Source organism: Aeromonas sp. S15(2024) (assembly GCF_041402265.1).
GTDB classification, from domain to species: domain Bacteria; phylum Pseudomonadota; class Gammaproteobacteria; order Enterobacterales; family Aeromonadaceae; genus Aeromonas; species Aeromonas dhakensis.
Genome location: NZ_JBGLQY010000001.1, coordinates 597397 through 624036, shown reverse-complemented (window position 1 = coordinate 624036; position 26640 = coordinate 597397). Strand labels below are relative to the sequence as shown.

At 63.1% G+C, this 26640-nt stretch carries 20 protein-coding genes; 9 read left to right on the top strand and 11 right to left on the bottom strand.

Annotated features, from left to right (window positions below; all coding sequences use genetic code 11):
• Positions 1-138: 138 nt before the first annotated feature.
• The 3 genes from ACB033_RS02920 to ACB033_RS02910 all read right to left on the bottom strand — a co-directional run bounded on the left by ACB033_RS02920 (position 139) and on the right by ACB033_RS02910 (position 6167).
• The gene (locus ACB033_RS02920) at positions 139-738 is read right to left on the bottom strand and encodes a hypothetical protein (protein WP_139430287.1); all 600 of its coding nucleotides are present in this window, start codon (positions 736-738) and stop codon (positions 139-141) included.
• 210 nt (positions 739-948) lie between these two features.
• On the bottom strand, positions 949-4524 hold the full coding sequence (nifJ, locus tag ACB033_RS02915) for a pyruvate:ferredoxin (flavodoxin) oxidoreductase (protein WP_139726012.1): 3576 nt from the start codon (positions 4522-4524) through the stop codon (positions 949-951).
• Complete coding sequence (locus ACB033_RS02910; protein ID WP_139726013.1) at positions 4521-6167, bottom strand: NAD(P)-binding protein; 1647 nt, start codon at positions 6165-6167, stop codon at positions 4521-4523. The genes nifJ and ACB033_RS02910 overlap by 4 nt, the downstream gene beginning before the upstream one ends.
• Positions 6168-6543: 376 nt before the next feature.
• Between ACB033_RS02910 and ACB033_RS02905 the strand changes: the two genes are divergently transcribed.
• Together ACB033_RS02905 and ACB033_RS02900 are read left to right on the top strand one after the other, a co-directional pair.
• Entirely contained in the window at positions 6544-8358 is a 1815-nt protein-coding gene (locus ACB033_RS02905) for an MOSC N-terminal beta barrel domain-containing protein (protein ID WP_371140317.1), read from the top strand.
• A 224-nt stretch (positions 8359-8582) separates the two neighbouring features.
• On the top strand, positions 8583-10295 hold the full coding sequence (locus ACB033_RS02900; RefSeq protein ID WP_139726015.1) for a methyl-accepting chemotaxis protein: 1713 nt from the start codon (positions 8583-8585) through the stop codon (positions 10293-10295).
• Positions 10296-10355: 60 nt separating this feature from the next.
• Here the strand turns inward: ACB033_RS02900 and htpX are convergent, their stop codons facing one another.
• The 5 genes from htpX to bioB form a co-directional block, all read right to left on the bottom strand.
• Complete coding sequence (gene htpX / locus ACB033_RS02895; RefSeq protein ID WP_005299039.1) at positions 10356-11228, bottom strand: protease HtpX; 873 nt, start codon at positions 11226-11228, stop codon at positions 10356-10358.
• A gap of 112 nt (positions 11229-11340) precedes the next feature.
• A complete protein-coding gene (gene bioD / locus ACB033_RS02890) occupies positions 11341-12021 on the bottom strand; it encodes a dethiobiotin synthase (protein WP_005299037.1) in 681 nt (226 codons plus the stop codon).
• 82 nt (positions 12022-12103) lie between these two features.
• On the bottom strand, positions 12104-12907 hold the full coding sequence (bioC, locus tag ACB033_RS02885) for a malonyl-ACP O-methyltransferase BioC (protein ID WP_139725428.1): 804 nt from the start codon (positions 12905-12907) through the stop codon (positions 12104-12106).
• On the bottom strand, positions 12897-14093 hold the full coding sequence (gene bioF / locus ACB033_RS02880; protein WP_139725429.1) for an 8-amino-7-oxononanoate synthase: 1197 nt from the start codon (positions 14091-14093) through the stop codon (positions 12897-12899). The genes bioC and bioF overlap by 11 nt, the downstream gene beginning before the upstream one ends.
• Positions 14090-15178 (bottom strand): biotin synthase BioB, encoded by a 1089-nt coding sequence (bioB, locus tag ACB033_RS02875; RefSeq protein ID WP_085735272.1) that lies wholly within the window; start codon positions 15176-15178, stop codon positions 14090-14092. The genes bioF and bioB overlap by 4 nt, the downstream gene beginning before the upstream one ends.
• 219 nt (positions 15179-15397) lie before the next feature.
• Here bioB and bioA point away from each other — a divergent pair, with 219 nt between their 5' ends.
• Positions 15398-16672, top strand: coding sequence for an adenosylmethionine--8-amino-7-oxononanoate transaminase (gene bioA, locus ACB033_RS02870; protein WP_139725430.1), 1275 nt, complete (start codon positions 15398-15400; stop codon positions 16670-16672).
• 133 nt (positions 16673-16805) lie between these two features.
• A complete protein-coding gene (locus ACB033_RS02865) occupies positions 16806-17648 on the top strand; it encodes a HAMP domain-containing protein (RefSeq protein ID WP_371139529.1) in 843 nt (280 codons plus the stop codon).
• Here the strand turns inward: ACB033_RS02865 and ACB033_RS02860 are convergent.
• A complete protein-coding gene (locus ACB033_RS02860) occupies positions 17645-17995 on the bottom strand; it encodes a hypothetical protein (protein WP_010634517.1) in 351 nt (116 codons plus the stop codon). The two genes, ACB033_RS02865 and ACB033_RS02860, sit on opposite strands and share 4 nt — an antisense overlap.
• Positions 17996-18188: 193 nt before the next feature.
• On the opposite strand from ACB033_RS02860, the gene asnS reads away from it, so the two are divergent.
• The 3 genes from asnS (at position 18189) to ACB033_RS02845 (ending at position 22098) form a co-directional block, all read left to right on the top strand.
• Positions 18189-19589 carry an asparagine--tRNA ligase gene (gene asnS / locus ACB033_RS02855; protein ID WP_005299016.1) on the top strand — a complete coding sequence of 467 codons (1401 nt, stop codon included), beginning with the start codon at positions 18189-18191 and terminating at the stop codon, positions 19587-19589.
• 376 nt (positions 19590-19965) lie between these two features.
• On the top strand, positions 19966-21309 hold the full coding sequence (locus ACB033_RS02850; RefSeq protein ID WP_371140316.1) for an anaerobic C4-dicarboxylate transporter: 1344 nt from the start codon (positions 19966-19968) through the stop codon (positions 21307-21309).
• Between the two features lie 132 nt (positions 21310-21441).
• Positions 21442-22098, top strand: coding sequence for a hypothetical protein (locus ACB033_RS02845; RefSeq protein ID WP_371140315.1), 657 nt, complete (start codon positions 21442-21444; stop codon positions 22096-22098).
• Positions 22099-22183: 85 nt separating this feature from the next.
• On the opposite strand, the gene ACB033_RS02840 is transcribed toward ACB033_RS02845, so the two are convergent.
• Positions 22184-23323: a M20 family metallopeptidase gene (locus tag ACB033_RS02840; RefSeq protein WP_010634520.1), complete on the bottom strand. Its 1140-nt coding sequence runs from the start codon at positions 23321-23323 to the stop codon at positions 22184-22186.
• Positions 23324-23407: 84 nt separating this feature from the next.
• A complete protein-coding gene (dcuC, locus tag ACB033_RS02835) occupies positions 23408-24784 on the bottom strand; it encodes a C4-dicarboxylate transporter DcuC (RefSeq protein ID WP_139725433.1) in 1377 nt (458 codons plus the stop codon).
• A gap of 286 nt (positions 24785-25070) precedes the next feature.
• On the opposite strand from dcuC, the gene ACB033_RS02830 reads away from it, so the two are divergent.
• Both ACB033_RS02830 and ACB033_RS02825 read left to right on the top strand, forming a co-directional pair.
• Positions 25071-25385: a hypothetical protein gene (locus tag ACB033_RS02830; protein WP_005298999.1), complete on the top strand. Its 315-nt coding sequence runs from the start codon at positions 25071-25073 to the stop codon at positions 25383-25385.
• A 316-nt stretch (positions 25386-25701) separates the two neighbouring features.
• The gene (locus ACB033_RS02825; protein WP_005298997.1) at positions 25702-26613 is read left to right on the top strand and encodes a LysR family transcriptional regulator; all 912 of its coding nucleotides are present in this window, start codon (positions 25702-25704) and stop codon (positions 26611-26613) included.
• Positions 26614-26640 lie beyond the last annotated feature (27 nt).

Sequence of the window (26640 nt, the reverse complement as noted above, 5' to 3'; positions counted from 1 at the left end):
TTCACGCTATTTGCCCCGCAGCTTACCTGCCACAGCATAAAAGGAAAGCCTCTCTACTGAACTTAAAAAGCCAATGCCTACTTTTACTTCGTTGTTCAACCTCCTATTAGAAGTTGAATGAAAACACCCATAATTCTTTCAATAAAACACTTGAGGTAGCGTTCGGTAAATTGCGGCCAAACCAACAACACCTAAGATTAAAATAAAAGAACAAATAATATATGTGACAATAAACCCAACCTCACCTCTCTTAACTCTACACCACTCCAATTTCAATATATCTCCAGCAGGGTTAATTATTTTATCATTCATGGCATCATGATTCGGACATCTATTTTCGTTCAACGCTAACACAGCATCATCCAGTGACTTTAACAATTCGCAATTCAACTTTTTCAATCTTTTGTCAGAGTCATTCTTGTTAAGTCTTAAATGAATCATAATTTTATTATGCAACAACAATCCATACGTATCGTAAAACTGCTGATCTAACTCCTTTCTCATGGCTTCCTCATTCTGAGCCCTGCTTCTGTCTCTTTTTTTCTGAAGAAATACACATTTATTAAAGTTGCTAATAAAGTTAGAAACTTCAGAACGTAAATTGTTTATCCAATCCTGTCGAAAATCAGATATTTTTGAATGCTTGGAGTTTAATTGAGAGAAAAAAGCAAACGCAGCAGTAAGCCATGCTGCGGCTAATGCAGCAGTCGCAACATATAGCGTATAAGTGTTTTGCATACCAACCTCTTTTCCAGTTTTGAATTAATTACATAAAACAAAGCCATTAGATTTTATTAAAAGTATCCTGCCCAGCTTCTTCCAACATATCAACACCTTTCTTCACTACACATATTATGATTGTGATCAGATTACAGAAATAGGCATCCATGACCTGCTAATAAAAAGCGGGCCAATGGCCCGCTTTTTCATGCCTGTTTTACCCCATCATCACACCGGCGGATGGAACTGGCTGGCCTCGCGGGTGGCCATCTCCTCGTAGGTGGCCCACTTCTGCCACGCCACTTGTTGCGCCACCTGCATCAGCCGCTCGGCCTCCTCCGGGTGGCTCTGGGCCAGCACCCGATAACGGGTCTCCTCCTGGCGGTATTCGGCGAGCGGAATGGAGGGGCGCAGGCTGTCGAGGCTGAAGGGGTTCTGCCCGGCACTGCGCAATACCGGGTTGTAGCGCATCAGCGGCCAGTGGCCCGAATCCACCGCACGCTTCTGTTGGGCTAATCCCTGCTCCATATCGATGCCGTGAGCGATGCAGTGGCTGTAGGCGATGATGAGCGAGGGGCCCGGATAGGCCTCCGCTTCACGCAAGGCCTGCAGCGCCTGCTGCGGATTGGCCCCGAAGGCGATGCGAGCAACATAGACGTTACCGTAGGCGATGGCCTGCAACGCCACGTCCTTCTTGGCCAGCGTCTTGCCCCCCGCCGCGAACTTGGCGACGGCACCGAGCGGAGTCGATTTCGACATCTGGCCGCCGGTGTTGGAGTAGACCTCGGTATCCATCACCAGCACGTTCACATCGCGCCCGGAGGCGAGCACGTGATCGAGCCCCGCCGAGCCGATGTCATAGGCCCAGCCATCGCCGCCGATGATCCAGACCGAGCGGCGCACCAGCTGATCGATAAGCGAGAGCAGCTCGCGAGCCTTGCCGGATTTCACCTCTTCCAGCCGTTCCCGCACTTGCGCCACCCGGGTGCGCTGGGCGCGGATCTCCGACTCCAGCCGCTGCGGTGCGCTAATCAGGGTATCGACCAGCTCTGCGCCCAGCTCCCCTTTCATCGCTTTGAGGGCCGCCACCGCCTGACCGTGATGCTGATCGGCAGTGAGGCGAAAACCAAAGCCGAACTCGGCATTGTCCTCGAACAATGAGTTGGACCAGGCCGGCCCCTTCCCTTCACCGTTCTTGGCCCACGGCGTGGTCGGCAGGTTGCCGCCGTAGATGGAGGAGCAACCGGTGGCGTTGGCCACCAGCATGCGGTCACCAAACAGCTGGGTCAGCAGTTTGAGGTAAGGGGTCTCGCCACAGCCGGCGCAGGCGCCGGAGAACTCGAACAGGGGTTCGAGGAACTGGGCACCGCGCACCGTGGAGAAATCCACCCGCTCGCGAGCAGGCCACGGCAGGCTCTCGAACCAGCGCAGCGCCTGTTTCTGGCCAGCCAGATGGGGCGCCTTGTCCATCATGGCGATGGCACGCTCGCCCTCATGGCTCTCATCTTCTCCAGCCCGCACCGGACAGGCCTGCACGCACTGGCCGCAGCCGGTGCAATCCTCCGGATAGAGCTGCAGGGTGTAGCGGCTGTCGGGGAAGCCCCTGGCGGTGACGGGCACCGATTGGGCTACCGCGGGGGCACTCGCCAGCCAGTCCTGATGGTAGAACTTGGCCCGCAGCGCCGCGTGGGGGCAGACGAAGACGCAGTTGCCGCACTGGATGCAGATATCGGAGTGCCAGATGGGGATCTCGCGGGCGATATCCCGCTTCTCGAAGCGGCTGGTGGCGGTGGGGTAAGTGCCATCCACCGGCAGCATGGAGACAGGGATCAAATCGCCGCGCCCTGCCAGCATCTCACCTGTGACCCGCTGGACAAACTCGCTGCCGCCGGGAGCCAGTGGCAGCGGATAGTCGCTGATCTGCTCCTCACCAGCCGGGATGACCACCTGATGGAGGTGGGCCAGGGTGTCATCCACCGCCGCGAAGTTGCGCTCGACTACCTCGGGCCCCTTGCGGGCATAGCTCTTCTCGATGCTCTTCTTGATAAGCGCAATCGCCTCGTCCCGCGACAAGATGCCGGCCAGGGCGAAGAAGCAGGTCTGCATGATGGTGTTGATGCGATTGCCCATGCCGTTTTGCTCGGCCACCCGATCGCCGTCGATGCAGTAGAGCCGGATATTGAGGGCCCGGATGCGGGCGCGCAGCCGCTCGGGCAGCTCGGCCCAGACCCGGTCGGGCTCATAGGGGGCGTTGATCAGCAGGGTCGCCCCCTCGGCGGCGTGCTCCAGCAAGTCTACCGATTCGACAAAGCCCCACTGGTGACAGCCGATAAAACTCGCCTGTTCGATAAGCCAGGGGGCGTCGATGGGCTCGGGACCAAAGCGCAGGTGGGAGACGGTGCGCGAGCCCGACTTCTTGGAGTCGTAGACGAAGTAGCCCTGAGCGTGGAACCCCTCCAGCTCGCCGATGATCTTGATGCTGTTCTTGTTGGCACCGACCGTGCCGTCGGCGCCGAGGCCGAAGAAGAGCGCCCGCACCCGGCTAGGGGGCTCCAGATCGCCGATGGGGTGCCAGGCCAGACTGAGGCCCGAGACGTCGTCCACTATGCCCACGGTAAAGCGCGGGCGCGGCGCGTCGGAGGAGAGCTCCTCAAACACGGCCGCGCACATGGCGGGGGTGAACTCCTTGGAAGAGAGGCCATAGCGACCGCCGCTCAGCCAGGGCAGGCGCTTGATAAGGCCGCGCTGCAAACCGTCGATCAGCGCGCTCTGCACATCCAGCAGCAGGGGCTCGCCGCCAGCGCCCGGCTCCTTGGTGCGATCCAGCACCGCCATGCGCCGCACGCTCCTGGGCAGGGCATCGAGCAGCGCCTGTACCGGGAAGGGGCGATAGAGGCGAATGACCAGTACCCCGGTCTTGCGATCCTGCCGGTTGAGCCAATCCACCGTAGTGCGGGCGGTGGCCGCCCCCGAGCCCATCAACACGATGACGTCGGTGGCATCCGGGGCGCCGTGATACTCCACCAGCCGGTAGTGGCGGCCGGTCAGCTCGCCGAGGCTCTCCATGCACTGTTGCACCCGTGCTGGCACCGCCTCGTAGAAGGGGTTGACGCTCTCGCGGGACTGGAAATAGGTGTCCGGGTTCTGGGCGGTGCCGCGCATCATCGGGTGATCCGGGTTGAGCGCCCGGGCGCGGTGGGCGCGCACCCAGTCGTTGTCGATCAGCGCCCGAATTTCATCCTTGTGCAGGGCGACTATCTTGTTCACCTCGTGGGAGGTACGGAACCCGTCGAAGAAGTGGATAAAGGGCACCCGGCACTGCAGGGTGACGCTGTGGGCGACCAAGGCCAGGTCCTGCGCCTCCTGCACCGAGCCGGAGGCGAGCATGGCAAAACCGGTGCTGCGCGCCGCCATCACGTCCTGATGGTCGCCAAAAATCGACAGCCCCTGCGCCGCCAAGGATCGGGCCGCCACATGGAACACCGCCGAGGTCAATTCGCCTGCGATCTTGTACATGTTGGGCAGCATCAGCATCAGCCCCTGGCTCGCGGTGAAGGTGGTGGCGAGCGCCCCCGCCTGCAGGGCGCCGTGTACCGTGCCGGCCGCCCCCCCTTCGCTCTGCATCTCTACCACGGTAGGGATGTTGCCCCACAGATTGGTCTGCCCCTCCGCCGCCCAGGCATCGGCCAGTTCGGCCATGGTCGAGCTCGGGGTGATGGGATAGATGGCACACACTTCGCTCAGCTGATACGCCACCCGGGCCGCGGCCTCGTTGCCGTCAACCATGATCAGTTCGTGTTTCATAGGGACTCCTGTGGTTGGCGCAACTCGATGGCGTGGCAGGGACACTGGTCATGGCAGGCACCGCAGCCGGTACAGCGCCCGGCATCCACCTGATACCCCAGACCCGGCCCCAGCTTGGCGATGGCCTGCTCGGGGCAACTGCCGTAGCAGCCGTCGCACTCGAAGCAGTTGCCGCAGGAGTAGCAGCGCGCCGCCTCGTAGCGGGCCGCCGTCTCGTCCAGTCCGCCGATGATCTCGCCAAAGTCGTCCCGCGCCGAGGGCGGTTTGACCGGCTGGCTGCTGGCGGGGGCATGGGCCTGGAACCAGAGCTGCAACTGCTCGGGCCCCACCAGCGGATAAGAGAGCGGCTTGTGGTAGTGACGACCGCGCAGCCAGGCATCCATATGGCGCGCCGCCTTCTTGCCGTGGCCGGTGGCGATGGTGACGGTGCGCTCGGAGGGCACCATGTCGCCGCCGGCAAAGAGACCCGGTACATCCGTCATCAGGTTTTCGCCAACCTGCACCACCCCCTCCTGGTTGACCCGCACGCCGGGGATGCTCTCCAGCACGCTCAGGTCCACCTCCTGACCCAGCGCCAGAATGAGGGAGTCCGCTTCGAGGGTTTCAAACTGGCCGGTGGGCACCGGCTTGCCCTGTTCATCAAGCGCCATCACCTCCACCTCGATACAGGTGCTGTCGAGCTGACGGATGGTACGCAACCAGTTGATCTTGATCCCCTCCTCCTCGGCCTCATCGGCTTCGAAGGCGTGGGCCGGCATATGATCCCGGTCTCGGCGGTAGATGATCATCGCCTCATCCACCCCGAGACGACGGGCGGTGCGGGCCGCGTCCATGGCGGTGTTGCCGCCGCCGTAGATGGCCACCCGCCGTCCCAGTTTGGGGGGTGGCAAGCCTTTTTCCTCCGCCAGGCTCGCCTGCTCGAGGAAACTCACCGCATCGAGGATCTTGCCCGCCTCCCGGGCCGGAATGTCGACCCGCTTGGCCAGATGGGCGCCGATGGCCATGAAGACGGCGTCAAAGCCCCCCTGGTCGCGCTCGCGCAGCACATCCTCCACCTTGTGGTTGAGGGTAAGGGTGACGCCAGCGGCGACGATGCGGGCCACCTCCCTGTCCAGCATCTCGCGGGGCAGGCGGTAAGCGGGAATGCCAAAGCGCAGCATGCCGCCGGCAAGCGGCCCCGCCTCGCGGATCTCCACCTGATGGCCGAGCCGGTTGAGGTGCCAGGCACAGGAGAGGCCGGAGGGGCCGGCGCCTATGATGAGCACCTTCTTGCCGCTGGCGGGCGCAGGGGCTGCAGGCTGCCAGCCCCGAGCCAGCGCCTCGTCACCGAGAAAACGTTCGATGGCATGAATGGAGACGGCCTCATCCACCTGGGCCCGGTTGCAGGCGCTTTCGCAGGGGTGATAGCAGACCCGCCCGTGGACCGCAGGCAGGGGATTCTCTTCGATGAGGGTCTGCCAGGCCGCCTCGAAGCGGCCCGCTTCGGCCAGGGCAAGCCAGGCCTGGATGTTCTCGCCAGCCGGGCAGGCATGGTTGCAGGGTGGCAGGGCCGGCCGCCAAACGGGTAGCCGAGTACGGACCGGACCTGTTCCCGTCTTCTGGGAGAGATCCGGCGGTGGGGTCATATCCAGTTGTTTGCTCATACATTGCTTTCTTCTTTTTGGGTGACAGGCCCCATCCGAATGCACTTGATACCGTTTAACCGAAGCGGACGGTGGCCGGAGAGGGAAGAAGCGAAAGCGTCAGAAACTGGAAGCTGACTCGATAATGGACTGATTTTTGTACTGAATGACGGATCAGGATCAAAAAATGTTGCACTTTATGAGGTATGGAGTGCACAACGTGACCCGTGTAACATCTTGCCCGTCTGCAGGAACTCCGCTCGGGCTCACGCCCCGCAAGCGACACCGCATCGTCGGCCACCCCGAGTGAGCGCCATCCCTGCAACCATTGCTGCACGGAACGGGGATCGCCCGCTTCTCTCCTGCACTGGAACCGCCATCGCACAAGGACCCGGCCATGCCAACACTCGCCAGCATTCATCTCTACCCCATCAAGTCGACGGCAGGCATGCCACTGACCCGCGCCCTGGTCACCGAAGAGGGACTGCAGGGGGATCGCCGCTACATGGTGGTCAAACCGGACGGCAGCTTCATCACCGCCCGCACCCATCCCCAGCTGCAGCAGGTGGTGGCCACCCCCATTGAGGGGGGCCTGCAGCTGCGCTATCCGGGCTTTGAGCCGCTCACCCTGCGAGAGACCGAGTTCAGCCGCGCGCCCCGGGCCACCGGCGTCTGGAAAGACAGCTTCAACGCCCTGCACACCCACGCCCAGGCCGATGCGTGGCTGAGCAAGGTGGCGGGGGAGCCGGTGCAACTGCTCTGGCTTGGCGAAGAGTCTGCCCGCTTTCGGGAGAAGACCGGCACCCGGGTCAGCTTTGCCGACGGTTACCCCCTGCTGCTGATAAGCCAGGCCTCTTTGGAAGATCTCAACCTGAGATCCGACGCGCTGCACCAGATGAGCCAGTTTCGCACCAACCTGGTGGCAAGCGGCACCCTCCCCTTCGAGGAGGACGGCTGGAAGCGGATCCGCATCGGCGAGGTGGAGTTCTTGGTGGCCAAGCCTTGCAGCCGCTGCATCATGACCACGGTGGAGCCGGGCACGGATCGCTTCAATGCCCTGAAAGAGCCGCTGGCCACCCTCACCCGCTACCGGCGCGGTGAGGATGGGGAGGTCTACTTCGGTCAGAACCTGGTGGCCCTCAACGAGGGGTGGATTGAGGCGGGCAGCGAGATAGAGGTGCTGGAGCGCGCCCGCGCACCTGTCTACCCCAACGCAGCCCCCAAAAAACGGGAGCTGGTGTGCGTGGCCCGCGAGCCGCTGGCGCGGGATCTGGAGACCTTCTGGTTCGAGGCGGCCGATGGCGAGCCCCTGCCCGACTATCTGCCTGGCCAGCACCTGCCCATCAGCCTGGACATTGGCCTGGGTCTGCGGCGCGAGCGCCTGCAGCGCCGCTATACCCTGAGCTCCACCCCGGAGCAGCCGGAGCGTTACAGCATCAGCGTCAAGAAGGTGGGGGGCGGCCGCATCTCCCACTGGCTGCACCAGCAGTTGCAACCGGGTGACCGTCTGCTGGCCGCCAACCCCGCCGGCGAATTTCATCTGGGCCGGGATCGCAATCTCTTGCTGCTCTCGGCAGGCTCGGGGGTCACTCCCATGCTCTCCATTGCCCGCACTCTGGCCTTGCGCGGGGAGCTCGGCGACGTGCACTTCATGCACCTGTGCCGCAGCGAGACGGACATTCCCGCCGCCGCCGAGCTGCACGCCCTGGCGCAGCAAGGTATGACCCTCACCCTGATCCTGAGCCAACCCGATACGCACTGGCAGGGGCTCAAGGGGCGGCTTGACGAGGTTCACCTCAAACAGATCAAAGGGTTGCAACAGCGGGAAGTGTTTATCTGCGGCCCCCACGGCTTTATGGCCGATGCAGCCACCAGACTGGCCGCCCTTGGCGTGCCGGCCGAGCGGATCCGCCAGGAGAGCTTTGGCGGCACCATCCTCTCCCTCTCCCGCCCCCATCAGGCGGTGCAGCTGTGCATCGGCGAGCAGGCGTTTGCCGGCAACAATCAGGGCACCGTGCTGGATCAGGCCCACAAACAGGGGGTGGAGCTGCCCTGGAGCTGCCGCGCCGGCATCTGCGGCAGTTGCAAGCAGACCCTGGTCTCGGGTGAAGTGGATCACCCGGATGCCCCCGCCATCACCGCCGCCGAGCGGGCTGCGGGCAAGATCCTCACCTGCTGCGCCGTCCCCCTCACCGACATCGCCATCAAATAAGGTGATCGAGGCACAATAATACCGCCGGCCGGGAGCATGCTCCCGGCCGCGCTTTTCCCCTCCTTTGCCTTCGCGCCTCCTTTCTCGTACCTTTTCGCCGGCCCGCCGCAGCCTTGGCGAAGAGCGCTCCTATACTCACTGCAACAACAATAAAACCCCACAGAAGTACCGGCCTTCGCCGCGTGACAAAGGGGGTTATCGGTGAGAATAAGGACGCTCAAACCATGGAACAGAACAGACCCGCCTTTCAGCTCAATCTGCTGCTCTCAGTCATCACCCTGATCCTGCTGTCGCTGGTGTTTTTTGCCTACAGCTGGTCGGGAAAACAGATGGAACAGAGCTATCAGCAACGCTACCAATCCTATCTGCTGGCCGATGAACTGCGGCAATCCTCCGACGATCTGACCCGCCTCGGCCGCACCTATGTGATCACCAAGGATCCCGCCTACGAGCAGCAGTACATGCGGATCCTGGCCATTCGCAACGGGGAGCAGAACCGGCCGCAGGGCTACAACCGCATCTATTGGGACTTCGTCGCCGCCAACGGCCAGAACCCGCGCCCGGACAGCCAGGTGCGCCGCGGCCTCATCGATCTGATGAAGGATGCCGGCTTCACCGAGGGCGAGCTGGCCAAGCTCAACGAGGCCAAGAACAACTCGGATGCCCTGGTCAACACCGAGGTGGCCGCCTTCAAGCTGGTGCAGCAGACCGATGGCGATCTGGCCACCAACCAGCAGAAGGCCATCGCCATGATGCATGACAAGGCCTATCACCAGAACAAGGGACGCATCATGTCCCCCATCGACGACTTCTACGTCATGATGGAGACCCGCACCCAGCAGGCGGTGGATGACGCCACCAGCCAGTCCGCCATGTTGCGCTACCTGTTCATCGCGCTCGGCCTGGTGTTGATGTTTTTCCTCTGGCGCACCTACAAGGCGCTGATCGACCTGGTCGGCACCTCGGTCGATCAGCTCAGAAGCGATCTCAACCACCTGGCCGAGGGGGACTTCTCCCAGCCGATCAAGGTGCCGGCCGGTGCCAAGGAGAGCCTGATCGGCCTGCTCGCCACCATGCAAAGCACCCTCAAGGGGATCATCGCCCAGGTCTCCCACTCCAGCGAAGAGCTCTCCGGCTCGGCCGACAGCATCGCCCAGATAGCGGAGCAGACAGCCCAGTTCGCCACCTCCCAGCAGACCAGCACCCAGACCATGGCGGCCGCCATCGAGGAGCTGGTGGTGAGCATCAGCCACCTCTCGGACAACGCCACCCACGCCGACGAGCTGAGCAAGATCTCCGCCAACACCCTGGAAGAGGGCTCCGGTGTCATCAAGCAGACCCTCGACAGCATCCAGAGCATCTCGGACACCGTCTCCAACGCCGCCAGCAGCATCGCGGATCTCAACAGCCATACCCAGCAGATCTCGGAGATCATCGAGGTGATCCGCGGCATCGCCGATCAGACCAACCTGCTGGCCCTCAACGCCGCCATCGAGGCAGCCCGGGCCGGCGAGCAGGGGCGCGGCTTTGCGGTGGTGGCCGACGAGGTGCGCAACCTCGCCAGCCGCTCGGCTGCCTCCACCCAGCAGATCACCGGCATGATCGGCAAAATTCAGAGCGGGGCGGACGCCTCCATCCGCAGCATGGAGAACACGGTCAACAACGTCTCCCGCGGGGTGAGCCTGGCCAGCCAGACCGGCGCGGCCATCGCCAGCATCCAGGATCACGCCTCCAACCTGACCGGCCTGATGGGGGAGATCAGCCACACCCTGCGCGAGCAGTCCACTGCCGCCAACGAGGTGGTCTCCACCGTCGGTAACATCACCTCCCTCTCCGAGCAGTCGGGGGATGCCGCCCGCCATGTCTCGCAGGAGGCGGCCAAGCTCAAGCAGCTGTCACGGCTGCTGCGCCAGGAGATGGCCCACTTCAAGCTGTAGCGCAAAGCGCACAAAGCAAAACGGCTGCCCGAGGGCAGCCGTTTTCATTGGCACTTTCGATTAACCGCGCAGGGCGGCGATGCGCTGCTCGATGGGCGGGTGGCTCATGAACAGCTCGCTCATGGAGCGCTTGCCGTTGATGCCGAACGCCATCATGGAGCCTTCCAGCTGCGGCTCGGCACCGCGGGAGAGGCGTTCGAGGGCGGCGATCATCTTGTCGCGGCCGGCCAGCTTGGCGGCGCCGGCGTCGGCGCGGAATTCACGCTGACGGCTGAACCACATGACGATGATGGAGGCCAGCACGCCGAACAGCATCTCCAGCACGAACACGGTGATCATGTAGGCAAAACCGCCGGTGCTGCTGCTCTCTTCCTCGTTGTTGGAGCTGAAGAAGTTGCTGATGACGCCAGCCACGATGCGGGCGAAGAACATCACGAAGGTGTTCACCACCCCCTGGATCAGGGTCAGGGTAACCATGTCGCCGTTGGCCACGTGGCTCACCTCGTGGGCCAGCACGGCTTCCGCCTCGTCACGGCTCATGCTGTAGAGCAGACCGGAGGAGACGGCGACCAGCGAGTCGTCACGGCGGGCGCCGGTGGCGAAGGCGTTCATCTCGGGGGAGTCGTAGATCCCCACTTCCGGCATCTTGATGCCCGCTTCACGGGCCTGACGGGCCACGGTACTCACCAGCCAGTGCTCGGTCTCGTTGCGGGGTTGCTCGATGACCTGGACGCCATAGCTGCGCTTGGCCATCCACTTGGACATCAGCAAGGAGATAAAGGAACCCCCAAAACCGAACACGGCGCAGAACACCAACAGACCGGAAATGCTGGACTTGTTGATCCCCAGAACCGAGAACAGGATATTGAGTACCACCCCCAGCACCAGCATGACGGCCAGGTTGGTCACCAGGAATAGCATAATTCGCTTCATATTGACTCCTTGTGAGATATGGATGCGTGGCCCGTCACCAGTTCGCTGCCGGTCGGGCCACACCTGTCACGCATAATAGACAGTTTCTATGAATGTTCGCTGAATGTCGGATTCAGAGCAGGGGCGAAATGTCGAGTCGCCCGCGCAGATCAGCCTCGAGCGGATTGTTTACAAAGGGTATTTCACCCAAAAACGGGGCCGGCAGCAAGCCCCGCAGGGTGTCCAGATTTTCCTGATAGTGGCTCATGGAGCCGTGCAGCCGGTTGATGACCCAGCCCGCCACCGGCAGGTTGTTGTTGCGAATGGCGGCGAAGGTGAGCAGGGCATGGTTGAGACAGCCCAGTTTGGCCCCCACCACCATGATGACCGGCATGTTCTCCTGCTTGACCCAGTCCGACAGCAGGTGCTTGCGATCGAGTGGCAGGAACCAGCCCCCCGCCCCCTCCACCACCACCAGCTCGGCCCCCGCCTGTTCAATCTGGCGCAGCCCGTCCGACAACCCCTTCAGGGTGATGGCGTCGCGCGCTTCGCTGGCGGCGATATGGGGCGCGATGGGCGGCTCGTAGGCGTAGGGGTTGACCAGATCGTAGGGCAGCGGCAGGCTCGCCGCTTCCTGCAACAGCACAGCGTCCAGATTGCGCAGTCCCTCCGGGGTGCGGGCACAGCCGGCGGAGACAGGCTTGTAACCGGCGCAGCGGATGCCGTGCGCGGCGAACTCCAGCAGCAGGGTGCGGGCGACCAGCGTCTTGCCCACATCGGTATCGGTGCCGGTGACGAAGAAGGATTTGACCATGATGACTCCTCAATAGGGCGCAGGTGCCCGGGCTCGATATGGCGGGGCACCGCAGCTCAATTCTCTCGGCCAAGACCGCCGGTTAACGGCGGATCAGCTGGCCGAGGCAAACCTGATAACTGGCGGCCAGCAGACCGTCCGGCTGACGATGGGCCTCATAGGCCTGGCTCAGACGCAACAAGCGCTGACGGCTGCCAAGGCCGGTATGACGCTCGTCATTGACCTGGCTGGCGCCGATCCCCTTGAGATCGCGCAGCAAGCCGTTGAGCTCGGAATAGCCGAGCGACCAGGTCAGGCTCTCCAGCGCAGGGGCGACAAAACCGCCGGCGGCGATGGCATGCTGCAATTGTGGCAGGCTGAGGAAGCGATTGACATGATCACACTCGTCAACCGTGCGCCAGGCCTCACGCAGTTGCCAGAGCGACTCGGCCAAGAGAGTCGAGAACAGCAGCCGGCCGCCGGGTTTGAGCACCCGGTGCAGCTCGGCAAAGGCCTGGGCCGGTCGCTCGCACCACTGCAAGGCCAGGCTGGAGAAGACCCAGTCAAACGTCTCGTCGGCAAAGGGCAATTGCTCGGCATCGCCGCACAGCAGGCGGGCGCCGCTGCCGCGAAGGGCCGCCTGGGCCAGCATGCCGGGGGCGAGATCCAGCCCGGTCAACTCACAGCAAAGCCCGGCCAGAGCCGGCAGAAAGAAGCCGGTGCCGCAGCCGAGATCCAGGCCGCAGACGCCCCCCCCCTCATGCATACCCGCCGCGCTCATCCGCACCAGCAGCGCCTGCCCCACCTCCTGCTGGAAGCGGGCGTGGGCATCGTAGTGACGGGCCGCCGCGCCGAAACGGCGGGCAAGCTGGGCCTTGTCCACCGCCTGAAAACGCTCATGGAGCATGGGCGCCTCCTCTCTCGTCGATGGCCTGGCAGGGACCGAGGGCGTCGAGCAGCCGATCCACGTCCTCAGCGCGGTGCGCGGCGCTCAGGGTGATGCGAAGGCGCGCCGTGCCAACCGGTACCGTGGGCGGACGGATGGCACTCACCCAGACGCCGCGCCCCCGCAGCCGCTCGGCCAGTTGCAGGGCAGCACCGCTCTCCCCCACCAGCAGCGGCTGGATGGGGGTATTGCTGTCACCCAGCTGCCAACCCAGCGCCTGTGCCCCTTGTCGGAAACGGGTGATGAGTTCACCAAGATGGGCACGGGCCTCGTCGGCGGCACGCACCAGTGCGATGCTCTGGCGTACGGCGCAGGCCTGGGCCGCCGGCATATGGGTGCTGTAGACGTAGTGGCGGGCGAAGTTGACCAGATACGCCACCAGCTCGCGACTGCCGCCCACAAAGGCGCCAGCCACCCCGAGCGCCTTGCCAAAGGTGCCCATCTGGATGTGCACGCCGGCCGGGTTCACCCCCTGCGCCGCCAGGGTGCCGCACCCTTGTGGCCCCAGCACGCCGAGGCCGTGGGCATCGTCGATCATCAGCCAGTTGCCGCTCTGGGCGGCCAGTTGGCTAAGCTCGCGCCAGGGGCCCTGATCCCCGTCCATGCTGAACACCCCCTCCGAGACGATAAGCCCCCGGTTTGGCTCAAGCTGCCGCTCAAGGGCCGCCATGTCGTTGTGGCCGAAGCGCTTCATCTTGCAGGGCAGCTGACTGCCCATCTCCTGCAGGGAGGCGTGGTTGAGTTTGTCCTGCCACAGCAGATGATCCTTGCCGAGCAGGGCCTTGAGCACCGCCTGATTGGCGGAAAAGCCGCAGTTGAACAACAATACCGCCTCCAGTCCGAGCCACTCGGCCAGCGTCTCTTCCAGCTGCTGGTGGGCACGGCTGTAACCGGTCACCAACGGCGAGGCACCTGCCCCCGCGCCATAGCGCTCGATGCCCTCCTGGAAGGCGACCTTGATGGCGGGGTGATCGGCCAGCCCCAGATAGTCGTTGGCGGAAAAGTTGAGGTAATCGCCCCCCCCAACCTTGAGGCGCCCGCCACTCGCGCCGTCGGTGGCAACGCGACTGCGCAGCAGGCCCGCCTGCTCGCGCTCGGAGAGCGCTGCGCTCAACCCGAAGGGGCCCGTGACTGCAGGGCCCTTCATGACCGCGCGGCCCCTGCACGGGGGCGGGTTGCGTCATAAAACATCTCGGTGGGCTCGCTCTGGCGGCTCACCTCGGCCAGCAGCTCCTCTTCTTGAACCTGATCCGGCTTCTGGGCCCGCTGGGCGGGGCGAATGCCGAGCCGCTTGAAGAGCTGCATGTCGCTGTTTTCGTCCGGGTTAGGGGTGGTCAGCAGCTTGCAGCCGTAGAAGATGGAGTTGGCCCCCGCCATAAAGCACATGGCCTGCATCTGCTCGTTCATCTTCTCCCGCCCGGCGGAGAGGCGCACGTGGGAAGCCGGCATCATGATGCGTGCCACGGCGATGGTGCGGATAAACTCGAACGGATCCAGGTTCTCCTGGTTCTCCAGCGGCGTTCCCTTCACCTTGACCAGCATGTTGATGGGGACGCTCTCCGGGTGGCGCGGCAGATTGGCCAGCGCCATCAAGAGGCCCGCCCGATCCTTCGCCTGCTCGCCCATGCCGACGATGCCGCCGGAGCAGACCTTCATGCCGGCGCCGCGCACATGCTCCAGGGTATCGAGCCGGTCCTGATAGGTGCGGGTGGTGATGATGTCGCCATAAAACTCCGGCGAGGTGTCGAGGTTGTGGTTGTAGTAGTCAAGACCGGCGGCGCCGAGGCGCGCCGCCTGATCGGCGGTGAGCATGCCTAGCGTCATGCAGGTCTCCATGCCGAGTCCGCGCACCTCCTCGATCATCCGCAGGATATAGGGCATGTCCTTCTCTTTGGGGTTGCGCCAGGCGGCTCCCATGCAGAAGCGGGACGAGCCGTTGGCCTTGGCTTCGCGGGCCCGCTCCAGCACCTTCTCCACCTCCATCAGCCGCTCGGCCTCAAGGCCGGTGTGATAACGGGCGCTCTGGGGGCAGTACTTGCAATCCTCCGGGCAGGCACCGGTCTTGATGGAGAGCAGGGTGCTCACCTGCACCTCGTTCGGATCGAAATGGGTACGGTGCACAGTCTGGGCCTGGAACAGCAGATCGTTGAATGGCAGGGCAAACAGGGCCTGAACCTCGGCGAGGGTCCAGTCGTGACGAAGGGCGTGAGCGCCCGCGGTGACAGCATTCATACATGGCTTCCGGTTGTTATTGGTGGGATCCTGCGCCGCCTTGCTTGCAAGACGTCTTTGTAAGAGCTCCTTGCAAGAGAGAAGCGCAAAACCCGCCGCCTGGCCCGGGCAAACAGGGATGCGCGCAGGGCCAAGTGGCTGAAATTGTTGGCTAGTGTAGAGAGCGCGCGTAGACTGTCAACACCGACCAGATCAATTCAATTGACAACAGAACAACAAGTGACCAACCAAGAATTCGATTTGCACCATGTGTGGCACCCCTATACCTCCCTCACCCACCCCCTGCCCTGCTATGAAGTGGCCAGCGCCAAGGGGGTGACCCTCACCCTCAGCGACGGCCGCGAGCTGGTGGATGGCATGAGCTCCTGGTGGGCCTGTGTGCACGGCTATCAGGTGCCGGAACTGGACGCGGCCGCCACCGCCCAGCTCGGCAAGATGTCCCACGTGATGTTTGGCGGCCTGACCCATGCCCCGGCGGTGGAGCTCTGTCGCAAGCTGGTGGAGATCACTCCAAAGGGGCTGGATCGGGTGTTTCTGGCGGATTCAGGCTCGGTGGCGGTGGAGGTGGCGCTCAAGATGGCCCAGCAGTACTGGCACGCCAAGGGGACGCCTCGCGCCAAGTTCGTTGCCCTGCGCGGTGGCTATCACGGCGACACCTTCGGCGCCATGAGCGTGTGCGACCCGGATGGCGGCATGCACGAGCTCTACCAGGGCTTCCTGCCCGAGCACCATTTCGTGGAAGCCCCCAGCTGCCGTTTCCACGCCGAGTGGGACGAGCGTTGCGTGGTGGAGCTGGCCACCCTGATGGCGGACCATCACGAGGAGATCGCCGCCATCGTGCTCGAACCCATAGTCCAGGGCGCCGGTGGCATGCGCTTCTATCACCCCCGCTACCTGCAGTGGGTGCGCGCCCTGTGCGACAAGTTCGGCGTGCTCTTGATTGCCGACGAGATAGCCACCGGCTTTGGCCGCACCGGCCAGCTGTTTGCCTGCGACTGGGCCGGCATCAGCCCCGACATCATGTGTCTGGGCAAGGCCCTCACCGGCGGCTATCTGACGCTGTCGGCCACGCTCACTACCGAGCATGTGGCTCGCACCGTGTGTGATGGGAAGGCTGGCGTCTTCATGCATGGGCCGACCTTTATGGGCAATCCGCTGGCCTGCGCCGTGGCCAACGCCTCCATCGAGCTGCTGCTGGCCTCGCCGTGGCAAGAACGGGTGCGCGCCATCGAGCATCAACTGCGCACCGAGCTGGTGGAGCTGACCCTGCATCCGGCGGTGGCCGACGTGCGGGTGCTCGGCGCCATCGGGGTAGTGGAGATGAAGGAGCGGGTGGACGTGGCGCGCATCCAGCGCAAGTTCGTGGAGCTCGGCGCCTGGATCCGCCCCTTTGGCAAGCTCATCTACCTGATGCCCCCCTTCGTCATCAGCCCGGCACAATTGACCGTGCTGACCGGCGCCATTGCCGCCGCCATCCACAGCGGCGAGTTCTGAGCCAACAGCGCAGACCCTGCTGCTCAGGCAGGGTCTTTTGAATCTTTTTCATCAGAATGTGAGCAAGACACCAGACCCGGGCGGCCAAGACGCGTAGACTGCGCGGGTTTTACCCAACAGATGTACCGTTCCCATGCGCCTCTCCATTGCTGCCAAAATCAACTTCTTCCTGCTGTTCATCTTCTCCATGGTGCTGGTGTTTTCCGCGGCCTATCAGGCGGTGCGCGAGCGCGATCTCATCCTGACCCTCATCAAGGAGCAGAGCCGCGAGCAGACCGAAGCCTATTTCGATGGCCTCAACATGCTGATGCTGACCGGCAAGATGGAAGCCCGCGATACCCTGCGCGACAAGTTCCTCGAGCACGCTCACGTGGAGGATGCCCGCATCGTGCGCAGCGAGGCGGTGAGCAAGCAGTACGGGGCCGGCCGCGAGCACGAGCAGTCCAAAGACAGGTTCGACGAGCTGGCACTGGCGGGTAAAGGGAGCCTGGAGGTGGTACACGACGGCATGCACAGCAAGCTGGTGGTAACCCGTCCGCTGCTGGCCAAGAAGGATTTTCGCGGCACCGATTGCACCAGCTGCCACCAGGTGCCGGAGAACACCGTGCTGGGGGCGGTGCGCTTTGATTACTCCCTCGACACCCTGTTTACCCGGGTCGAGCAGAACATTCTCACCTCGGCCCTGAGCCTCACCGTCATCTTCGGGCTGGGGCTGCTGCTCACCCTCTGGGTCATCCGTACCTGGATCGTCCGCCCTCTCAACCAGCTGACCCGCTCCATGGAGGAGGCCACCGACCTGCACGACTTCGGCCACCGGCTGGAAGGGGATGAGGGGGACGAGATTGGTCGGGTGGCGCTCGCCTACAATCAGATGCTCGACAGCGTGGAGCGCCAGCTCGGCAAGCGCCCCGCTGGCGAGCAGCCGCGGGCGGGGCAAGCGCCCTCCAGCCGCGACCCCTCCGAGCCGGCAGACTAGCCCAGGTAGTAGAACAGCAGGCTGGCGACGAGGATCAGCAGCAAGATAGCCAGGTGCACCCGCCCCGTGTCCTCCCGCCGCCGGCAGCGCCAACGCTCTGCCAGCAGCACCGCCAGGGTCAGCAGGCAGCATCCCCAGAGCCCGTGCAGCAGCCAGGGGGTGAGCTGGGGATCCCAGCTCTGGCGCACCTTGATCCCGCCATAGACCAGAAAACCGTAGGCCACCTCTGGCCGGGCGAAGTGGTAGAGGGAGAGCAGCACGATAAAGCCGCCCCAGCAGAGGATCACCAGCCCCCGCAACACCCGTGTCAGCCCGTCCGGCCCCCGTCGCCGCTCTTTCACGTCCATCCCCCGTTCCGCTGGCCCGCCAATGAAGTGATTGGCGCCGAAATCCCCCCCAGAGTCCGACATTTTTGCTTGTTTATCAAACCTGCGCGGGTAAGATGAACGGCTTAGTCTGCCATGGTGGGCCATCTGTGCCCGGGCCAGACCCCTAGTGTTGCAAATAGCGCTGCAAGAACAAGCTGGAGACAATATTTCGATGACGCACGCATCCGTAGTAGATGTGCTGGCCGGTAAGTATTCGGTCGGCACCACCCTGACAGTGAAAGGGTGGATCCGGACCCGCCGTGATTCCAAGGCGGGGATCTCATTTTTGGCCGTTTCCGATGGCTCCTGTTTCCATCCGGTACAGGCCGTCGTCCCCAATACCCTGGCCAATTACGAGAATGAAGTGCAGCGTCTGACCACAGCTTGCTCCGTCGAAGTGACCGGCACCGTGGTCGAGTCCCAGGGCAGCGGTCAGGCGTTCGAACTGCAGGCCACCGAGGTCAAGGTGGTGGGCTGGGTCGAAGATCCGGACACCTACCCCATGTCCGCCAAGCGCCACAGCATCGAGTACCTGCGCGAGCAGGGCCACCTGCGTGCCCGCACCAACATCGTCGGCGCCGTGACCCGGGTGCGCAACTGCCTCTCCCAGGCCATTCACCGCTTCTTCCACGAACAGGGCTACCTCTGGATCGCGGCTCCGCTCATCACCGCCTCCGACACCGAAGGCGCCGGCGAGATGTTCCGCGTCTCCACCCTGGATCTGGAAAACCTGCCGCGCACCCCGCAAGGCAAGGTGGACTACGACAAGGACTTCTTCGGCAAGGAGACCTTCCTGACCGTATCCGGCCAGCTGAACGTCGAGACCTATGCCTGCGCCCTGTCCAAGGTCTACACCTTCGGCCCGACCTTCCGCGCCGAAAACTCCAACACCAGCCGCCACCTGGCCGAGTTCTGGATGGTGGAGCCGGAAGTGGCCTTCGCCGATCTGGAAGACAACGCCGCGCTGGCTGAAGCCATGCTGAAGTACGTCTTCAACGCCGTGCTAAGCGAGCGCCGCGACGATCTGGAGTTCTTCGCCCAGCACGTGGACAAGGACGCCATCGGCCGTCTGGAGCGCTTCGTCGCCTCCGACTTCGCCCAGATTGACTATACAGATGCCATCGAAGTGCTGAAGAACTGTGGCAAGAGCTTCGAGTTCCCGGTCTCCTGGGGTATCGACCTCTCTTCCGAGCACGAGCGCTACCTGGCCGAAGAGCACTTCAAGTCACCGGTAGTAGTGAAGAACTACCCGAAAGACATCAAGGCCTTCTACATGCGCCTCAACGACGACGGCAAGACCGTTGCCGCCATGGACGTACTGGCCCCGGGCATCGGCGAGATCATCGGCGGCTCCCAGCGTGAAGAGCGTCTCGAGGTGCTGGATGCCCGTCTGGCCGAGATGGGCCTGAACAAGGAAGACTACTGGTGGTACCGCGACCTGCGCCGCTACGGCACTGTGCCGCACTCCGGTTTCGGTCTGGGCTTCGAGCGTCTGGTGGTCTACGTGACCGGCATGGGCAACGTGCGCGACGTGATCCCCTTCCCGCGTACCCCACGCACCGCCGAGTTCTGATTACGGGACTTTGCCGACAAAGCCGACCTCAGGGTCGGCTTTTTGTTGCCCGCTCCGCTGCCACCGGCTTGTCTTGGCCACAATTAATCACTTTTTTTGCAACAAACCGCTCCCCTCGCCTTTTTATCCTGCTACCCTGCCCGCCTTCAAGCTCCATACGATGCCACCTGTTACCCATAAAATAACAAAAGGGTTAATACGTGGTTTTTATGGCGTTAAATCAAAAAGCGATGAGTTATTGAAGTACCTCAAATTTTTGCCCCCTTGTGGCAGGCAAAATAACCACTAACCCTTTAGGGCTAAATAAAAAACAGACAATCCCGGTCCATGCGCCCAACACAGCACTTACATGGATTAAATAACGCGAGGTAATGGAATGATCTTGATGGAATTTTTGGTGGTACTCGGCTGCTTGCTGCTGGGTACCCGGTTTGGCGGCATGGGGCTGGGTCTCATCAGCGGCATCGGTCTGTTCCTGCTGACCTTCGTGTTCGGTCTGGTACCAGGCGAACCGCCGGTGCAGGTGATGCTGACCATACTGGCGGTGATCGGTTGTGCCGCCACCCTGCAGACCGCCGGCGGTCTCAACCTGATGATGCAGGTGGCCGAGCGTCTGCTGCGCCGTCACCCCCAATACATCACCATACTGGCCCCGCTCACCACCTGGACCCTCACCTTCCTGTGCGGCACCGGCCACGTGGTCTACACCATGTTCCCCATCATCGCCGACATCGCGCTGCAGAAGAACATCCGCCCCGAGCGCCCGATGGCAGTGGCCTCCGTCGCCTCCCAGATGGCCATCTGCGCCTCGCCGGTCTCGGTGGCCGTGGTCTCCATGGTCTCCATCCTGGCGGCCGGTCACGGCATCGGTCAGGCCTACGGTCTGCTCGACATCCTGATGATCGCCATCCCCTCCTCCCTGACCGGCGTCATCGTGGCGGCCCTCTGGAGCCTGCGCCGTGGCAAGGATCTGGACAAGGACGAGGAGTTCCAGGCCAAGATCCAGGATCCGGAGCAGCGCGCCTTCATCTACGGCGGCGGTGAAACCCTGCTCAATACCAAGTTCCCGAAAGAGGCCTACTGGTCTACTTGGATCTTCTTCGCCGCCATCGCTGCCGTGGTACTGCTGGGTGCCAACGAAGGTCTGCGTCCGGTCTTCACCATCAAGGAGAAAACAGGCCCGCTCTCCATGAACCTGGTGATCCAGATGATGATGCTGATCGCCGGCGCCATCATACTGATGCGCTGCAAGGTCAAGCCGGGCGAGATCGCCAACGGCGCCGTCTTCAAGGCGGGCATGGTCGCCATCTTCTCCGTGTTCGGGGTCGCCTGGATGAGCGAAACCTTCTTCCAGGCACACATGCCGCTGCTCAAAGAGACCCTGGCCCACGTGGTACAGGCCCAGCCCTGGACCTACGCCCTGGTGCTGTTCCTCATCTCCAAGCTGGTAAACAGCCAGGCCGCGGCGCTGACCGCCATCGCCCCCATGGGGCTGGCGCTGGGGGTCGAACCCAAGCTGCTGATCGCCTTCCTGCCGGCGAGCTACGGCTACTTCGTGCTGCCAACCTACCCAAGCGATCTGGCCTGTATCGGTTTCGACCGCTCCGGCACCACCCGCATCGGCAAGTTCATCATCAACCACAGCTTCATCATTCCGGGGCTGATCGGGGTGGTGACCTCCTGCTCGCTGGGCTTTATCCTGACCAACATCCTGCTCTGACGGAGTCGCACCGCGCAATCCGTTCCACAGGCCCCCGCTCGGGGGCCTGTGCTTTTCGCTCACCTTCCCGCTTTGCCAACCGCCCGCACTCTGGGTAGCATGACCCCTCTTTTTCTTTGCGGAATCTCCCCCATGTCTCGCGTCATCGTGCTCTGGAGCGGCGGCAAGGATGCCATGCAGGCCCTCTGCCATGCCCGTGAAGCGGGTCATCAGGTGGTGGCACTGGCGACCTTTGCACCTCCCTCGCCCCGCTTTCTGGCCCATCCCCTGTCGCAAGTGCGTCGACAGGCGGCGGCCCTCGGGCTGCCCCACCGGCTGGTCACCATAGAGGCGCCGTTCGATCTCGGTTATGAGCGGGCGCTGACCAAGCTCAAGGAGGAGTGGCAACTGGATGGGGTCGTCACCGGCGATATCGACAGCGTGGCCGGCGCACCGAACTGGATCCGCGAGCGTTGCCGCCCGCTTGGCCTCACCGTCCACACCCCGCTCTGGCAGCAACCCCGCGAGGCGCTGCTGGCGGATCTGCTGGCCCGCTGCATCGTCGCCCACCTCTCCTGCGTCGATACCCGCTTCCTGCCCCCCGAGTGGGCGGGACGCACCCTCGATGCCGCCACCCTCGCCGAGCTGCAGCAGCTGGCGGCCACCCGGGGTTTCGATGCCTGCGGCGAGCAGGGGGAGTACCACACCATGGTGACCGACGGCCCGGGTTTTGCGGCGCCGCTGGTGCTGGGGCGCTGGCAGGTCGCCCGTCAGGAGCAGCTTGCCTATCTGCTGGAGAGTGAGGAGTAGCGCGCAGATCCGTTCGAGCGGTCTGCACCGGCACAACAGATAAAAAACGGGAGGCGATGGCCTCCCGTTTTGCTCTTCATGCTGCCTATCTTGCCAGCTTGCCCAACACCCGCTGCAACAGGCGGATGCGCGGCGCTATGCTCTCCAGCAGCAGGAACTCCGCCTCCGAGTGAAAACCGCCCCCCATGGGGCCGAAGCCATCCAGCGACGGCACGCCCGCCGCGGCGGTAAAGTTGGCATCCGAGCCGCCACCGGCCTCCAGCCAGTTGAAGGAGATCCCCTCCTCTTTCGCTGCCGCCTCCACCAGCGCCATCACGGCCTCTGTGTCACCGCTCGGGCGCATCGCCGGCTTGAAGCTCTGGCGATCCACCTCGACCCGGCAACCGGCGAGGAAGGGGTTGTTGGCCATGAAGGTGAGCCGCTCGTGCACGGTGGCCGCTTCGTCATTGCTCCAGAAGCGCAGATCGACGATCGCCTCGGCAAAGTCCGGCACCACGTTGACGCCGGTCCCCCCCTGCACCACCCCCACGTTCATGGTGGTGCCGGTGTCGAGGTTGACCTGCTGGTTGATGGCGAGCACCCAGTGGGCCAGCTCCGTGATGGCGGAGATCCCCTCGCTCAGCGCCGAGCCGGCGTGGGAGGCCTTGCCGTGGAAGGTGATGCGGTACTTGGCATTGCCCTTGCGGGCGCTGATGAGATCCCCGTTCGGGCGGGCCGCCTCGGCCACCAGCACGCAGCCGCTCTGTCTGGCCTTCTCCACCAGCCACTCCTTGGACCAGGGGGAGCCTATCTCCTCATCACAGTTGCAGCAGACCAGCACCTTGAGCCTGGCCAACACGGCCGGGTCCATCCCCTTGAGGGCATACCAGGTGGAGAGCAGGCCGCTCTTCATGTCCGACACGCCGGGGCCAAAGGCCTGATTGCCTTCCACTTTCAGCGGGCGCTTGACCGCCGTTCCCACAGGGAAGACGGTGTCCATGTGGCCCACCAGCATCACGTCGTAATGGCTGGCGCCAGGGGCATTGGTTGCCTCGAGGCAGGGGCCGCACTCGGCGGCGAACTGGTGACGGGTCACCTGCCAGCCGATGGCCTCATATTTCTCGGTCATGATGTCGGCCACTTTGGCCACCCCGGCCGGGGTGCGGGTGCCGCAATCGAGGTTGATGAGGGGAGCCAGATCCGCCAGGTAGGCGTCCAGGGAAAAAGCGTTGCGAGAGTCTGTCATTGTCATCTCCTGGGACGGGAGGGTACGCCTCCCGTCCGACAGCCGAGTGAAAGGGGCGTACGACCCGTGTCGTCCGCCACCCGCTTACATAAACAGCAGATAGTTGAGGGTGAGCGCCGTCACCAGGGCGCCAGCCATGGGCACACAGGTGCGCTTGACCACCACGAAGGGGGAGACCTTGGCGATACCCGCACAGGCGATCAGCACAGCCGCGATGGGGGAGACGGTGCGGCCGATGCTGGAGGCGAGCTGCATCGGCAACAGCATGGTCACCGCCGGCACCCCGAACTTGGCCGCCACCGCGGGGGCCAGGGTAGAGAAGCTCAAGAATGCCGCGTTGCCCGATCCCATGATGACCGCCGCCACCATGATGAGTCCCACCATCACCAGGGTCATCAGGCCGCTGCCGATGCCGGCATTGCTGGCCGAGTGCAGCAGGGTATCGATGGCGCCGATGGCCTTGAGGGATTCGGCAAACAGCTCGGCACAGACGATGAGCGCCACCACGGGGCCGAATACCTTGCCCATGCCGTCGAGGAAGCTGGAGAGCCCGGCAAAGGCGCTGCGCACCGAGCGGGTACGCAGCAGCTCGCACAGCATGCCGATAAAGACCGACAGCAGCATGGCCACCTCCACGCTCATCTTGATGTCGCTCACCAGCAGCTTGGAGAAGGTCATCATCAGCACGAAGGGGATGATGGGCAGCAGGGCATACCAAGTGGGCGCCGCTACCGCCTCGGTGCCTTTCTCGTCCAGCTCGGCGTGCTCGCCGCGATGCTGGGCCGGATCCCAGCCATCCTGGCGGTCACAGTGCCGCTGCCAGAAGAAGTGCAGCACCATGGTCACCAGCAACATGGGGGCCACCAGCCAGATCTGGTAGTCGACGAAATAGCTGGTGGGATCCATGCCGGATTGGCCGGCGGAGAAGATGGCATTGGTCTGGGTCGGGCCGATTTCGAACGCCTGGGAGGTGGCGATGACGCCGCAGGCGGAGGCCGGGCTGATGCCGAGGTTGCGCATCACCGGGTACATGGTGACCATGAGCAGCAGGCCAAGGCCGGTGGCAGAGGTGACGAACAGGGAGACGAAGACCGCCACCAGGTAGCAGATGGCCAGCATCAGGTAGCTGGACTGGATGCCCGCCACCGGCTTGACCGCCACCCGCACCAGCGCCTGGGAGGCGCCGATATGGGACATGTAGGTGGCAAAGCCAGCCACCGCCATGATGGTGAGGCCGAGCCCCGCCGCCCGGTAGGAGAAGATTCCCTTGAACACCTCGAACAGGTCGAACAGGGCGAAGCCGGTGCTCTTGTCGGCGGGCAAAATGGGGTGCAATCCCAGCCAGTAGGCGACAGTGAAGATGGCCATGCCAGCCAGTGCCAGCACCGCCTGCGGGTTGTAATCCTTGACGATGCCGTAGACCACGGCCAGCAGGACGAGCAAGACGAAGACGAGTTCCAAATATTCACTCCTGATAAAGTTATCGAGGAGCGAAATCTAGTGGTCTGACCGCGCTTTCCCATTGATCCCTGTCAAGAAAGATGGCTTGACCGCACTTCGATAAAATAAAATGCTACACACTTAACAAAAAACGGTCTTTTAAACTAAAGGCAAACCTTTAGAATCCCTTTGCCACGCGTTCTGGCGAATAACCTCAGGCTTTTTTGCTTTGGATCAACGTCAGGGGCCAGTGAACTGGCCAAGATGCGCAACGACACACAGAGACCGTTTCGCGCCGGAGAGAGTTATGACAGACCGAGCCACCGCAGGCATGACGACCTGCGACTACAAGCTATGGGACATCCTCGTCGAGTCTGCAAAGGAACGCACCACCATTCGTTACTCCAAGCTGGCCAGGCAGGCCGGGCTGGAGAATTGCCAGGATGAGCTGCGCACCCTGCTGCAACGCATCCGCATGTACTGCACCGAGCATCAGTTGCCGATCCTCTCCGCCATCGTGGTGGACGATGTGGGCAAATATACCGGCCTCTCCTCCAGTTTGCCGGACGCCCCCTGGGAGCGGGCCAAGGTGTTTGACTACCAGTGGCCGGTTGCGCCCTGAGTGCTCAGTCCCTCACCATAACGCGCCCACCGGCGCGTTTTGTACTTCTTCGGGCCCCTTTTTCCTGAACCGCAGGCAAAAAAAACCCGCCGAGACGGCGGGTACTAAGCAAGCAACGCTCTGGATGACCAGAGTAAAGAGTTCAGGCTGTCGAATCTTGCCACCTCCGGCACCACGCGAAAGAGGTAACAGGACAACATGGGTTTGCATAAATCGCTGATTTACCCAAGCTTCATGCTGACCATCGACGGGAAATGAGACTAAAGTGAAGGCCCTGCTTAAGGAAATGATTTATTAGTATTCCATTATGCACAGAATGAATTTACGAGGCGTCGACCTCAACCTGCTGGTGGTGCTCAAGGCACTGCTGGAGGAGCGCAACACCACCAAGGCCGCCGAACGGCTCGCCATGAGCCAGCCGGCCGTCAGCCGGGCACTGGCCCGCTTGCGTCTGCTCTATGACGATCCCCTGCTGATCCGCACTCCCCAGGGCATGGAACCGACCGCTCGGGCGGAGGCCTTGCTGCTGCCGCTGCGGGAGATCCTGCACGACATCGAGCAGACCTTCAGCCCCCCCGAGCAGCTCGACCCCGCCCAGTTCGAGGGGGTGCTGCGCATCGGGGCCCACACCTATGTGGAGTACGTGATGATGCCGAGCCTGCTGGCCCGGCTGCAGCAGCAGGCGCCCAACCTGCGCATCCACATGGTGCCGCTCAATGCGGACTACGAGAGCCAGCTCGACGAAGGGGTCATCAGCATGGTGATCAGCAAACAGGACGAGGTGCCCGGCCGTTTTCGCCGCATCCCGCTGTTCGAGGACAAGCTGATCTGCGCCGCCCACCGCAGCCACCCGCTGCAGGGCCAGGTGCTGTGCATCGAATCCTTCGCCCAGGCTCAGCACCTGCTGGTCGCCCCCCGCGGCAGCGAAGGGGGCATCGTCGATGATCTGCTGGCCGCCCACGGCATGACCCGGCACACCCCCTTGATAGTGCAGAGCTTTCTGGCCGCCCCCTTCATCCTGCCCTGTGCGCCTCTGCTGCTCACCTCCCCCGCCCGGGTGCTGCGTCCGCTGATGCCGCTGCTGGATCTGGTGGAGTACGAGACCCGCTTCGCCCTGCCCACCTTCGAGGTGAGCCTCATTCGTCATCGTCGCGACGACAACAACGCCATGCTCAACTGGTTCGAATCCGAACTGCACCTCTGGTGTCGCACCCAGAGCGAACTCTGATACCCGCCGGCGCGTCCTGCGCCGGGT